Here is a 12,613-nt window from a genome sequence, read left to right as displayed (position 1 = left end):
ACCACGCGGCGCACGATTGCTTATGCTGAGGCGGAAGGCGCGTGGCGATCCAAGGCGAACGAACGGGCAGACGGGCGGAAGGCCGCCGATTGGCGCTCGCGCTCATGGCCCTCGTCGCGGGCTGCGCGGCCTCCCCCGCGCTCGACCCGAACGTCCCCGCCGACGAGCGCTCGATCGGGATCCGGAGCGCGATCGCCGGCCGACCGATGAGCCGCGCGGACGCCGAGCGCTACATGCTCGAGCTCATCAACCGGGATCGCGCCGCGCAGGGACTCCCGGCGCTGCCGTGGGACGAGACCGCGGCGCGCGCGGCGCGGCGCCAGGCCGAGGACATGGCGGCGCGCGGGTTCACGGCGCACTGGGGCTCGGACGGATCGGTGCCGGAGCAGCGCTACACCGAGGCGGGCGGCGAGGACGTCGCCTTCGAGAACGTCGGTTGTTTCGTGGACGCGAGCGCCTCGCCGCTCGCGCTCGACGCGCCGTACATGGCGGAGGGGCTCGATCGGTTCGAGCGCGCGTTCATGGACGAAGAGCCCCCGCACGACGGCCATCGCCGCAACATCCTGTCGCGGTGGCACACCGCGGTGGGCGTCGGCGTGGCGCAGGTCGAAGGCAGCCGCATCCCCTGCGTGGCCCAGGAGTTCGTCGATGATTGGGGCACATACGAATCACTGCCCCGGAAGGTCTCGGTCGGCGACTTCGTCGACATCCAGGGCGAGCTCCGTGAACCTGCCGAGCTCGCCGTGATCGGCATCGCGCGGACCGAAACGCCGGCGCCGCGCGCCCCGCAGGACCTCAACCAGACGAGCGACTACCTCGTCCCCGAAGCCTACGAGGCTTACCTGCCGCGCCGCCTGAGGACGCCGTTCCCGCGTCCCCGGGGCGTGCTCTCCCTCCTCGGGAGCACGTTCTCGCTCGGGACCTACCTCGACGACGAGGGCAAACCCGGGCTCTACGAGATCAGCATCTGGGCGCGGTTTCCCGGCGTGAACGAGGAGCGGCTCGTCTCGCTGCGCACGATCGAGGTCGCTCCGCGCGCGCGCTGATCGCCTAGCCCTCGTTCTTCCGCGAGCGGCGCCTGCGCCAGAGCCCGATCCCCGCCAGCGCCACGCCGAGCGACGGCCCGAGCGGGCTCCGGCTCGCCGTGCGCGCCTCATCCGACCAGGCGCAGCCGCCCGACGTCGCGTCGAACGTACCGTTGGACCTCCAAACATCTTCGCCGATCGACAGCTCCCGCGGCGACTCGATCGACCGGCCCGCGTACCGCACGTCGACGATCATCTTCGAGCCCGCCCGACCGCTTTCGCCCGCGACGGCGAACCGGAAGAGCCCGTGCCGCACCTTCGTGATCGGCTGCAAGATCACCCCGTTCGTCACGGAGAGCTCGAGCTCGGTGCCGGCGATCCCGCTCGCGATCTCGCCGTCCTCGCGCCGGAGCTCCACCGTCCCCCACACGGGCCACGTCTCGTCGGGCCGCGCGTATGCGCTCGACAGCACCCACCAGCTCTTCTCGACGCTCGGCGGGCCCGACGGCCCCGGCTCCTGCTCGAACGCGAGCCGCGCCCCTTCGAGATCGAGCGCGCCCACGCCGAGCTGCGTCTCGTGCCGCACGGTCCCCGTCGGCCACCGCGCGCCGGCCTGGAGCAGCTCCGTCACGCGCGCCTGCGTCAGCGTCGACTGCCCCCCGTTGCGATGCCGATCCAGCTCGAACAGGAGCGCGACCGCGCCCGCCACGTGCGGCGCCGACATCGACGTCCCTGCCGTGACCGCGTGCGTCTCGTCGACCACGTAACAGGGCTCTCCCTTGGGACAACCGGCTCCGTCGAAGAGCCCGCCCGGGCTCAGGCGCGGGTCGGCGTCGCGGCTCATCGCCGCCGCGATGAACCCGCCCGGCGCGCTGATCTCGGGCTTCGCCACGCCGAACGGCGTGGGCCCGGCCGCGCTGAAGTAACAGACGTCGTCGGGGTGCCAGTCGATCCCGTTCGCGGGCACGAGCTCGATCGCCTCGAGGGTGAGCGGATCCCAGCCGATCCGGTTCAACGTGCAGCCGACGGCGAGCAGGTTCGGGTCGCTCGCGGGGATCGAGATCGTCCCTTGCCGCACGGCCTTTTCGAACGCGAGCCCCGGACCGCGCGACGGCGACACGTCTTCCTGCCCCGTCACCCAGAGGTGCGCGTCGCCGTGCCCCGAGAGCCGGATCGTGAACGCGCCCTTGTCCCACGCGCCGGAGAACGCCACGACCGCGCTGTTCGTCTCCTCGGTCATCGGCGTCTTGCCGTTCACGAGTCGGTTGATCACGGCCGCCGTCGTCTCGTCGCCTTCGCTGTAGCCGCGCTCGTCGCCCGGATCGACGAGCCCGATCCAGCTCGATCCGCCCGGCCCTTCGAGCCCGACGCTCACCTCGTCCCCGGGCCGGAACGTGATCCACACGTAGCCGCGTCCCTTCTTCGACACGGGCGTCGCGATGGGCACGCGCACCTCGGCCCCCGGCGTCACGCGCACCTCCGTGTGGATGCCGAACGGCCCACGATCGCCGCCTCCGTGCAGCGTCCCGCTGTTGCCCGCGGCGGTCACGATCGCGCGGCCCGGCTTGTCGTCGCCGACGAGCGCGGCGAGGCCCTTCTCGACCGGGCTCGTGCCGTCATGCGGCCCGAAATCCCCGCCGACGCTGAGGTTCACGACCGTCGGCCAGCCGAGCTCATCACCGACCTCGAAGATGAACCGCGCGGCGTTGAGGATGTCCGGCTCCCTGAAACCTCCGTCCGTCGAAGGGCTCGCGATGACCAGCGTCGCCTCGGGCGCGAGCCCCACGTACTTCGGCGTGTGGCCGTTCATGATCCCGCCGTTGCCCGCCGCGATGCCCGTCACGTGTGTCCCGTGCCCCAGGACATCCCGCGGCAGCGCGAGCTTGGATTGCCCGCTCATCATCGCGTCGAGATCTTCGCCCGAGAACACGGCGCACTCTGCTTGCTTCGGGTCGGTGCAGCCGAACCGCTCCTCGATCTCCGGATGCAACCCCGCCGGCGCCCTGCCCGACTGCAACATCCACGCGACGCGGCTCTTGCCCGTCGCCGTGCGGAAGTCCGGGTGCGCGACGTCGAGCCCCGTGTCGATGATCCCGACGACCACGTTCTGGCCCGTGCCCAGGTTCGTCGCGGCCCGAAAGACGTCGACCCGCGTCCACTGCCCCGACACGTCGAGCAGCGGCAGGAGCGGCGGCGAGATGGTCAGCGCGAGCTCGGGGTGCGCCGCGGCGAACGTGTCGACCTCCTCGGGCGCGAGGCGGATCGAGCCCACGCCCGGCGCGACCTGCAAGAGCCCGAGCGCGCGCGCGTCCACGCCCGCGGGCAGCGCGACGCTCACGGCCACGCGGCCGGCGTCGTCCGCGAGCGGATGGACCTTCGTCGGCGAATGCAGGAGCCGCACGAGGGATCGCGCGGGCGCGCCGTCCGCGCGGGCGAACGAGGCAGAGAGGAGGGTCAGCGGCAGGGCCGCGGCGAAGGCGAGGAGCGGGCGGGCACGCACGTGCCCATCCTACCGCAGGGCTCAGACGGGCGGCACGATGTGCTTCTTGCGCGGCCGCTCCTCGACTTTCCCGGCGTAACGGGAGAATCGACGCGCGATCTCGTCGCGCAGCGCCGTCGTCGGCACGATCCCGTCGATCACCATCTCGCTCGCGAGCTTCACGAGATCCACGTCCTCGCGGTACTCGTCGCGCAGCCGCTTCACCATCGCGTCGCGCTCGGGCCCCTCGGGGACGGCCTGGATCTTGTTGTAGTAGACCGCGTTCACCGCGGCGCTCGGGCCCATCACGGCGATCGAGGCGCGCGGCAGCGCGATACACGCGTCGGGCTCGAACGCAGGCCCGCACATCGCGTAGAGGCCCGCGCCGTAGGCCTTGCGCACGATGACCGAGAGCTTCGGCACCGTCGCTTCGCTCACGGCGGCGATCATCTTCGCGCCTGCGCGGATGATGCCCTGCTTCTCGACCACCGTGCCGATCATGAACCCCGGCACGTCGGCGAGGTAGAGCAGCGGCACGTTGAACGCGTCGCAGAGCCAGATGAACCGCGCCGCCTTGTCGGCCGAGTCGACGAAGAGCACGCCGCCCTTGTGTTTCGGCTGGTTCGCGACGATGCCCACGACGCGCCCGTCGATGCGCGCGAAGCCCGTGAGGATCTCCTTGGCCCAGAGCTTCTTGATCTCGACGAAGCTGCCCTCGTCGATGACGGCGTCGATCACCGCCATCATGTCGAACGGCTTGTTCTCGTCGATGGGGATCACCTCTTCGAGCGGCTTCTGCCCCGGCTTCGGCGGCTTCGCGGCGATCTGCGCCGGCGTTTCCGTGCAGTTCTGCGGCATCATCGCGAGGTAGCGCTTCGCCCAGGCGATCGCCTCCTCCTCGGTCTTCACGAGCACGTCGCCGCAGCCCGACTCCGAGCAGTGCATGCGCGCGCCGCCGAGCTCTTCGAGCGTCACCTTCTCGCCGATGACCATCTCGGCCATGCGCGGCGAGCCGAGGTACATGCTCGCGTTCTTGTCGACCATCACCACGACGTCGCAGAACGCGGGGATGTACGCGCCGCCCGCCGCCGAGGGCCCGAAGAGGAGGCAGATCTGCGGGATCTGCCCGCTCATCTGCACCTCGTTGTAGAAGATGCGCCCCGCGCCGCGGCGGCCCGGGAACATCTCGATCTGGTCGGTGATGCGCGCGCCCGCGGAGTCGACGAGGTAAAACAGCGGGCACCGCTCGCGCGCGGCCGTCTCCTGGATGCGCAGGATCTTCTCCACCGTGCGGCGGCCCCACGATCCGGCCTTCACCGTCGAGTCGTTCGCCATCACGGCGACCAAACGACCGCCGATCGTCCCCGTCCCGATGATCACGCCGTCGGCGGGCAGCTCGGGGTCGACGGCGTTCGCCAGCGCGGCGTCCTCCACGAAGCTGTTCTCATCGAACAGGAGCTCGATGCGCTTGCGCGCGAAGAGCTTGCCCTGCTCGAGGTTTTTCTCGTGGTACTTGGGCGCCCCCCCGCGCTCCACGCGCGCGGAAAGGTCACGGAGCTTCTGATCGTCGAGGGACATGTCCCGCGCGGCATAGCGCTACTTTCGTCGCGCCAAAAGCTCCCTCGCTGCGCCTTCGAGCTCACGCGCGGTCCGGGCCACGAGCACGCGGCTCACGGCAGCCGCATACCGCGGCATCGCGCTGTCCCCGGTGCCCCAGGTCGCAGGCGGCTCGGGGCAGATCCAGAGCACCGATCCCGCGCACCGGACGAGCCGCTCCACCACCGAAACCTCCTCCGGAAGGAAATTCGTACGCCCGTCCCCCAGGATCACGACGGTCGTACGCCGGTCCACGCCGCGCCCGAGCTGCTCCTCGAACGCGACGAGCGCGCGGCCGTAGTTGGAGTTGCGCGTCCGATCGACCACGCGCCCGCTCTCGATGGCCGCGAGCGCCGCTTCGGGAGACTTGCGCCGGAAGAGATCGGTCGTCTCGCCGACGTCGCTCACGAACACGAACGAGCGTGTCTCCGCGAAGAGCTCCTGCGAGGCCGCGACGAGCTCCAGCATGAAGCGCGACGCGAGCCGCACCGAGTCCGACACGTCGCAGAGCAGCACGAGCCGCGGTTTGTCCCGGCGACGCACGCGCCGCGCCGGCCGGAACGGGATGCCTCCCGTGCGCAGGCTCCGGCGAAGCGTGCGATGCGGATCGATCCGACCTCGCCGGCTGCGCTTCTTCCGCACCCGCTCGGCGCCCCGCAGCCGCTCGGCGAGCCGCCGGAGCGCCCGCCGCACCTCGGCCATCTCCTCCGGCGACAGCGACGAGAACGGCCGATCCACGGCCCGCGCCGCCTGCTCGTCCGCCTCGCCGAGCTTGCGCGCGAGCGACACCTCCACGTGCGTTCGCACGCGCCGCTTCATCGCGTCGAGCTCCTCGCGCAGCGCCGCCGCGAGCTCGGCGCCCCGCTCCTCGCCGAGCGCCTCGCGCAGCGCGTCACGCATCCGCGCGAGCGCGCTCCCGAGCGCCGGGATGCCGAGCCGTTTGTTGACGTCCTGCGTGAAAAACCCCGTCTGCAGCGCGCTCGTCATCGGCGCGAGCGCGCGCGCGATCCCCGCCGACGCGAGCAGCTGATCGAGCTCCAACGCCTCCCCGGTGAACGCCAGCATCCCCGCCGCGTCCCCCGACGAGCGCTGCGCCGCCGCCGTAAGAAGCTCCCGCAGCGCGCCGAGCTCGGCCTCGGAGAAGCCTCGCACCCGCAGCCGGCTCCAGAGGTCCCCGAGGTGCGCGCGCTCCTCCGCGAAGAACCTGTCGAAGCACGCCCGGAAAAGCGTGAGCTCGTCCTTCTTCGTCGCCAGCACCGAGCCGAGCCCGTCGCGCAGCGTCTGCCGATCGGACAACCCCACGAGCGCGGCCACGCGCGCCGCGTCGATGGCCTGCGCCGTCGAGACCGGCAGGCCCTCGCGGCGCAGCACCCACAGAAGCTCGTCGAGGACGCGTAACACGCTCGTTCGCTCAGCCCGAAGGCGAGGGCTCGGCGAGCAGGCTCGCGACGACCTTCTCGAGCGTCGCGCCCTGACCGGGCCCGTATCCCACGAAGACCTCGCGGATGACGCCCTTCTTGTCCACCACGAACATCGTGGGAAGCGAGCGAATCCCGTACAAAACGGCCGTCCCGTCGTTTGGATCCGAGGCCACGGAGTAGCTCATCCCGAGCTCCGTCGCCGCCTTCTCCGCGATGGACTTCGACTCGCCCGTGAGCCCCACGATCGCGAGCCCTTTGTCCCCGTACGCTGCGTGGAGCCGCGTCAGATCCTTGGAGATCGCGCGACACGGCTTGCACCACGACGCCCAGAAATCGAGGACGACCACGCGGCCGCGCAGCTTGCCGATGTTGTCCGGTACGCTCCCCGCCACCTGGTCGAGCGCCTTCCACGTCGGCGCGAACGTCCCGACCTTGTCGAGGCGCAGGACCTCGTCCGTGCCCGGATGCTCGATCGGGACCACGACTTGCTCGCGCTCGGCCCCTCCGCGCCGGATCTGCAGCTTGAGCGCCGCGCCGGGCCCCGCGATGGCCACGCGCGCGATGAGCTGCTCCGGCTTGTCGAGCGCGACGCCGTCCGCCGAGAGGATCACGTCTCCATCGACGAGCCCGCCCGAGCGCGCGGGCGAGCTCGTCACCACGTGCTTCGCGAGGACCCCTTTGCCTGCGGGCCCCGGCGCGAGCTCGACCCCGATCCAGGCGCGCCGCGCGGCTCGCTGCTCGGCCGACGCCTGCTCCGCCGGGGCCACGGTCATCGCCGCGACGACCCCGATCCCGAGCACCCCGCGGAGCACGGCCGCCTTCGCCGCAGACCGTCCCCTGCGGGATTTCGCCCGGGATTCAGCGTTTTGCATCGTTCGAGTGTAGCATGCGGCCATGCGCTGCTCCTGCCGAGCGCTCGCCGTCTTCGCCACGCTCACGGCCGCTTGCACGCCTTCTGCCGACACGAGCAGCTCCTCCGCCGCCAACCCGTCCGCATGGTCGACCGAAGGCGCCGCGCCACGCCCGACCTCCTCCGCCCCGGCCGTCTCCAGGGCTCCGCATCGCTGGGAGCTCGCCGATCGGCTGAGCTCGCTCCGCAAGGCCACGCCCCGGGCGCGCTCGCAGCACCTGGCCGGTGAGCACGACGCCGAGGTCCTCACCAACGACGAGGCCGCCGCCTACCCGGGGCTCGGCCCGCAGCGCCCGCTCGCCGCCGGCGCGGTCCTCGTCGAGGCGCTCTACACGGCGGGCAGCTCGGACGTCGCCCTGTACTTCGCCATGGCCAAACAGGCCCCGGCGCAGGGTGGGACGTGGGAGTACCTCGTCGTACGTGCCGACGGCCAGGTCGAGCAACGCGGGCGGCTGCCCTTGTGTGAGCGTTGCCACGCCGAGGCGCCCGAGGACCACATCTTCGGTCGGGCGCGCTGAGCCCCAGGTATGCAAACTTTGCGGCCCAGATCGAGCACCACGACACCGATGCCCGGATCCGCGGGAACGTCGTCGCCCGTTCCAGCACGAAACCCGCGAGGAAACGCCCGCATTCCTTGGAGAGCGCGTGCGGGACGGGGGAAACCGGATCGGATGGCACGGCTGCTGCTCTAGCCGAGGTCGCTGCATCGTCGGTCTCCGGCGGTGTCCGCTTACCTTCCTCTGCACGACCGCTTTTTACGAGAGCCCCGGCTTCGGCCGCTGCTTTCGCTTATCCCCCGGGTGTTGGGCTACGCCCGGCGGATCGCTTGGCTTACGACACTTGGCTTGCTGACGCTTGGCTTGCTCGTCTGACTTCTTGTCTTTGCCTCCCTCGACATCGCTTGAACGAGCGTACAAAGCGCGCGGCGGATCCCCTGGACCGCCGCGCGTTGCTTTTTGTGCGCCCTCGTCCGGGCGATGGCCAAAAAATCTCCACGCGAAACGCCCCGAAAAACAGGGGTCGTCGAAGAGCCGGACGATTTCTTCTTGACATAACCGCGCGAGCCGCTTAAACGCCCCACCTCGTTGTCGCGCAGCAATACGCGACGCACCCGCGGGGGAACTCGTGTATCCCGCGGTACAACTCGACGATTGCGCCCATAGCTCAGCTGGATAGAGCATCGGCCTACGAAGCCGGGGGTCGGAAGTTCGAATCTTCCTGGGCGCGCCAAACCTCTTCAAACCCCATCCTTTCGGCCGCTCGTGAGCGGCTCGCCTGACGGATGGGTCATTCGATGACGAGCTCCGAGAATCCCACAGCACTCGTGGTCGCTGCGACCGCCGACGAGTCGGCCCTCGCACGTGACGCGGCCTTCATGCGCGCCGCGATCGAGGAAGCCGTGGCCGCTGCCAACTCGGGTGACGTCCCCGTCGGCGCCGTGCTGGTGGACGCGGCGGGCACGATCGTGGGCCGCGGGCGCAACCGGCGCGAGCTGCTCCAGGACCCGACGGCGCACGCGGAGGTCGAGGCCCTGCGCGACGCGGCCCGCCAGCGCGGCGCCTGGCGGCTCGCAGGGCTCACGGTCTACGTGACGCTCGAGCCCTGCCCCATGTGCGCCGGCGCCCTCGTCAACGCGCGCGTCTCGCGCCTCGTCTACGGCTGCACCGACCCCAAGGCGGGCGCCGTCGACACGCTCTTCACGATCGGCCGCGACCTGCGCCTGAACCACCGCTACGAGGTCACGGGCGGCGTCCTCGCCGACGAATGCGCCGGTCTCCTGCGCGCCTTCTTCGCCCCGCGCCGCAAGGAAAAGGCCGAGCCCGGCCGCTAGCAGGCTGTCAAGAAACGCCGCGAGCGCCCTGGAGCGAGGGAGGAGGACGCACCTAATCCTCGGGCGGCGTCGGCGCCTCCGGCGCGTCGCCGCTCCCCTCGCTCGCCGGCGCCCCCTCGCTCCCCGAGGGCTCTGACGGACGCGCGGCGCGCTCCGGCGCGGGCTGCCCGCGGACCACGGTCTCGCGCAGCCCCTCTTCGAGCTCCTCGTCGCTGACCCACTTGCGGCGATGCGCGACGTCCATGAGCTTGCGCAGGTAGTTCATCCAGCCCGGGCTCACGGCGCCGCCGACCGCGAAGTGCTGCTGCTTCGGGTTCGGCAGGATCGACGAGATGTAGAGCGCTTGCCCGAGCGAGAGCTGGGAAGCCGACGTGTTGAAGTAGTACCGCGCGGCCGGGCCGATCCCGTAGATCATCGGGCCGAACTCGACGATGTTCAGGTAGAGCTCGAGGATCTGCTCCTTCGTGAGCTCCTGCTCGAGGTAGGTCGTGAGCACGGCCTCCTGGAGCTTGCGCGAGAGGTTCTTCACGCGGTCGAGATAGAGGTTCTTCGCGAGCTGCATGCTGAGCGTGCTCGCGCCGCGCACGAAGCGGCCCTTGCGCAGGTTCTCCCGGATGGAGTTCCGGATGGCCTCGTTGTCGAAGCCGCTGTGCCGCCGGAAGCCGCTGTCCTCGGTGGTCAGCACGGCGGTCTCCATGAAGCGCGAGATCACGCTGAACGGCACCCAGCCAGGCGTGCCGGGCCCGCTCTCGATCTCGACGCGCTCGCCGGCCGGGCCGAGCACCGAGCGGCGGAACGGCTTGCGCCACCGCGCTGCGTCGACCTCGGGCGGCACCTCGGTGATCCGGCACGTGTTCGAAAGATCCCACGCGACGTCGAAGTCACGATCGAGCCGCGCCGTGTCGAAGCGCGCATGTCCTTTGACCGCCAACGAACCGGCCATGCGCATGCCCGCGATCTTCGGCACGAGTCCGCGCGGGGCGGCGTCGAGGATCGACTGGCACGCCGTGAGCGGCACGTCGAACTCGGCACGGACACGGTGCCCCTCGCCCACGCGATCGTAGCGCCCGCTTCCGAGCAGGCGGACGGCGCCGAGATCGACCTCGCCCTCGTCGACGCGGATCGACGAGCCGTCGAGCGCAGTCTCGCCGCGCAGCCGGAAGGCGAGCTCGAGGCCCGCGATCGGCTCGTCGGAGAGCGCGTCGCTGCGGAGCGAGAGGTTCTGCACGCGGCCGTCTCCGTCCGCGCGGAGCAGCTTGCCGTCCGCGGAAAGGACGAGGTGCGAGCGCGTGGTCAGGGAGGTCTTGGCCACGTCGAAGAGGCCAAAATCCCCGTCGCGGATGCCCAGCGTGGACAGGTACAGGGGCCCGCCCTTCACGTCGGCGACGATCTCGCCGTCGGCCTCGCCGAACGGCACGCTCAGCGAGAAGGTGAGCGCTTGCTCTTCTTTTTCGGCGCGCGCGCGCGGCGAGAGCTCGACGAGCATGCGGCCCGCGTCGCGGCGAACCACGAGCGATCCCGGGCCGAGGTTCAGCGTGTCGCGCCCGCGACGCACCTGCGCGTGAAGGCTATCGAGCTCGACCTTCGCTCCCTGCTCGAGGACGGCGTCGAGCAAGGTCGCGCCGCGGACGAGCTGGGCCCGCACGGCGGCGCCTCGCTGCGCGGCTTTCGCTTGCTTCGGCGCGGGCTCGCGTCGCTCCCGGGGCTCAGGCTCGTTCGGCGGCGCGGACGCCCCTTCGACGGGCTTCGCTTCCTCGAGCGGAGCGGGCAGCGTCAGGGTCGCGTCGAGCGAACGCGCCGAGAGGGCGGCGACGCGGTACCCACCTTCCTGCTGCTTGATCAGCGTGAGATACCCGCCCTGCACCGCCACGGACACGGGACCAACGGTGATCGTCGCCTCGGCCGCCGAGAGCCCGACCTTGCCCTCCTGGCGGGCGAAATTCACGTCGTTCGCGCGGACGGACTCGGTGGGGGCGTCTTTGCGGTCCTGCCAGGCGAGACGCAGCCCCTCGAATTCGGCGTCCGTCTTGCCCGAACTCGTGCTCTCCCCGCTGCCCGCGGAGGACCTCCCGAGGTAGCGTTTCTGCCACTGCTCGGCCTCGCGGAGCACGACGTCACGCGGCCCCACGGCGGAGACGTCGCCGCCTTGCAGGGCGATCTTCTTGCCGCTCCAGCCGAGCGCGACGTCGATGGTCTCGAACCGCACGTGCGCGCTGGGCACGTCTGGCAGCGACACCTCCACGCCGCGCAGCTTCACGCCGTGCAGCGAAGGACGAACCTCGTCGATGGCGACGACCGCGCCATAACGTTCCGCGGCGCGCGCGGCCTCGTGGCGCACGATCGGACCGAAGGAAACGACGGCCGCCAGCGTTGCGACCGCGCCTCCTGCCAGTGCCACCTTGACGCGCCGAGAAGCCACGAAACCCTCGCCTAGGGTAGCAACGCCTGTCCGCAGGAAAATAAATCAGCGAGCCGAGCAGTAGACCGCCGAAGCGATCTGCACCACAGTCGGCGGGCGTGCGGACGGACAGAGGGGCCGTTCGACGGTCCGAAGGTCGGCCGAGTGGCGGCGCTGCGGGACCGCGGGCGCGAGGCCTGGAGAGCCGCTGCGCGGGTGAGACCTTGGACGCGATGCGCGGTGATGGAAAAGAAAAAGCCCGCAAGCTTTCGCTTGCAGGCTTTAGAAAAGACCCGGCGGCGTCCTACTCTCCCACTGAGTCGCCCCAGCAGTACCATCGGCTCCAAGAAGCTTAACTTCCGAGTTCGGGATGGGATCGGGTGTGGCCTTCTTGATATCACCACCGGAAAACTTGATGACCACGAAGGCCCCTTGATGGTGGGGTTGTCTTCATGGTTGCGTCCTCACAGCTTCGAGCTGCGCGGACACGTCATCTCATCCATACTCCCCGCGGGAGCTTCAGGGAAATTGCGGCGATGGAAAAGAAAAAGCCTGCAAACTTTCGTTTGCAGGCTTTAGAAAAAGACCCGGCGGCGTCCTACTCTCCCACTGAGTCACCCCAGCAGTACCATCGGCTCCAAGGAGCTTAACTTCCGAGTTCGGGATGGGATCGGGTGTGGCCTCCTCGATATCACCACCGGAAAATTTGGGTGACCACGAAGGCCCCGTGGCTGTGGGGTTGTCTTCATGGTTGCGTCCTATTGCAGCTTCGAGCTGCGCGGATTCGTCACCCGAACTCCGCGCGCGAGCTTCAATGTTGCCTTAGAGGTATGGTCAAGCCGCACGACCGATTAGTACCGGTTAGCTCCGCGAATTACTTCGCTTCCACACCCGGCCTATCAACCTCGTGGTCTACGAGGGGTCTTTAGGAGCCTTGCGGCTCGGGACACCTA

8 protein-coding genes, 1 tRNA gene and 3 rRNA genes are annotated in these 12,613 nt (G+C 70.1%); 4 read left to right on the top strand and 8 right to left on the bottom strand.

Annotated features, from left to right (window positions below; genetic code table 11):
* Window positions 1–104 precede the first annotated feature (104 nt).
* Window positions 105–1,046 carry a CAP domain-containing protein gene (locus QHF85_RS23745; RefSeq protein ID WP_281329568.1) on the top strand — a complete coding sequence of 314 codons (942 nt, stop codon included), beginning with the start codon at window positions 105–107 and terminating at the stop codon, window positions 1,044–1,046.
* Window positions 1,047–1,050: 4 nt separating this feature from the next.
* On the opposite strand, the gene QHF85_RS23740 is transcribed toward QHF85_RS23745, so the two are convergent.
* From QHF85_RS23740 to QHF85_RS23725, 4 genes are read right to left on the bottom strand one after another with little or no spacing between them, the layout of a single operon-like run.
* Complete coding sequence (locus tag QHF85_RS23740) at window positions 1,051–3,525, bottom strand: S8 family serine peptidase (RefSeq protein WP_281329567.1); 2,475 nt, start codon at window positions 3,523–3,525, stop codon at window positions 1,051–1,053.
* A gap of 21 nt (window positions 3,526–3,546) precedes the next feature.
* On the bottom strand, window positions 3,547–5,082 hold the full coding sequence (locus QHF85_RS23735) for an acyl-CoA carboxylase subunit beta (RefSeq protein WP_281329566.1): 1,536 nt from the start codon (window positions 5,080–5,082) through the stop codon (window positions 3,547–3,549).
* Window positions 5,083–5,100: 18 nt separating this feature from the next.
* The gene (locus QHF85_RS23730) at window positions 5,101–6,501 is read right to left on the bottom strand and encodes a VWA domain-containing protein (RefSeq protein WP_281329565.1); all 1,401 of its coding nucleotides are present in this window, start codon (window positions 6,499–6,501) and stop codon (window positions 5,101–5,103) included.
* 10 nt (window positions 6,502–6,511) lie between these two features.
* Window positions 6,512–7,393, bottom strand: coding sequence for a redoxin domain-containing protein (locus tag QHF85_RS23725; protein ID WP_281329564.1), 882 nt, complete (start codon window positions 7,391–7,393; stop codon window positions 6,512–6,514).
* A 22-nt stretch (window positions 7,394–7,415) separates the two neighbouring features.
* Between QHF85_RS23725 and QHF85_RS23720 the strand changes: the two genes are divergently transcribed.
* From QHF85_RS23720 to tadA, 3 genes are all read left to right on the top strand, one after another.
* The gene (locus QHF85_RS23720) at window positions 7,416–7,949 is read left to right on the top strand and encodes a hypothetical protein (protein WP_281329563.1); all 534 of its coding nucleotides are present in this window, start codon (window positions 7,416–7,418) and stop codon (window positions 7,947–7,949) included.
* A 635-nt stretch (window positions 7,950–8,584) separates the two neighbouring features.
* Window positions 8,585–8,661, top strand: a tRNA-Arg gene (locus tag QHF85_RS23715).
* Between the two features lie 64 nt (window positions 8,662–8,725).
* Window positions 8,726–9,262, top strand: coding sequence for a tRNA adenosine(34) deaminase TadA (gene tadA, locus QHF85_RS23710; protein ID WP_281329562.1), 537 nt, complete (start codon window positions 8,726–8,728; stop codon window positions 9,260–9,262).
* 52 nt (window positions 9,263–9,314) lie between these two features.
* Here tadA and QHF85_RS23705 read toward each other — a convergent pair whose 3' ends face one another.
* From QHF85_RS23705 to QHF85_RS23690, 4 genes are all read right to left on the bottom strand, one after another.
* A complete protein-coding gene (locus QHF85_RS23705) occupies window positions 9,315–11,681 on the bottom strand; it encodes a biosynthetic peptidoglycan transglycosylase (RefSeq protein WP_281329561.1) in 2,367 nt (788 codons plus the stop codon).
* A 270-nt stretch (window positions 11,682–11,951) separates the two neighbouring features.
* A 5S ribosomal RNA gene (gene rrf, locus QHF85_RS23700) occupies window positions 11,952–12,068 on the bottom strand.
* Window positions 12,069–12,245: 177 nt separating this feature from the next.
* Window positions 12,246–12,362: ribosomal RNA gene (gene rrf, locus QHF85_RS23695) — 5S ribosomal RNA — on the bottom strand.
* A gap of 128 nt (window positions 12,363–12,490) precedes the next feature.
* Window positions 12,491–12,613, bottom strand: a 23S ribosomal RNA gene (locus tag QHF85_RS23690); the annotation flags it as partial.

This window comes from Polyangium sp. 6x1 (assembly GCF_029946515.1).
In the GTDB taxonomy this organism is placed as follows: domain Bacteria; phylum Myxococcota_A; class Polyangia; order Polyangiales; family Polyangiaceae; genus Polyangium.
Note: the sequence above shows the minus strand (reverse complement) of the source record. Positions and strands in the feature narration are given on the sequence as shown.

Excerpts from the sequence above, each read along its gene's own strand:
- QHF85_RS23745 (WP_281329568.1), top strand. The coding sequence starts at position 105 with ATGGCCCTCGTCGCGGGCTGCGCGGCCTCCCCCGCGCTCGACCCGAAC.
- QHF85_RS23735 (WP_281329566.1), bottom strand. The coding sequence starts at position 5,082 with ATGTCCCTCGACGATCAGAAGCTCCGTGACCTTTCCGCGCGCGTGGAG.
- QHF85_RS23725 (WP_281329564.1), bottom strand. The coding sequence starts at position 7,393 with ATGCAAAACGCTGAATCCCGGGCGAAATCCCGCAGGGGACGGTCTGCG.
- QHF85_RS23720 (WP_281329563.1), top strand. The coding sequence starts at position 7,416 with ATGCGCTGCTCCTGCCGAGCGCTCGCCGTCTTCGCCACGCTCACGGCC.
- tadA (WP_281329562.1), top strand. The coding sequence starts at position 8,726 with ATGACGAGCTCCGAGAATCCCACAGCACTCGTGGTCGCTGCGACCGCC.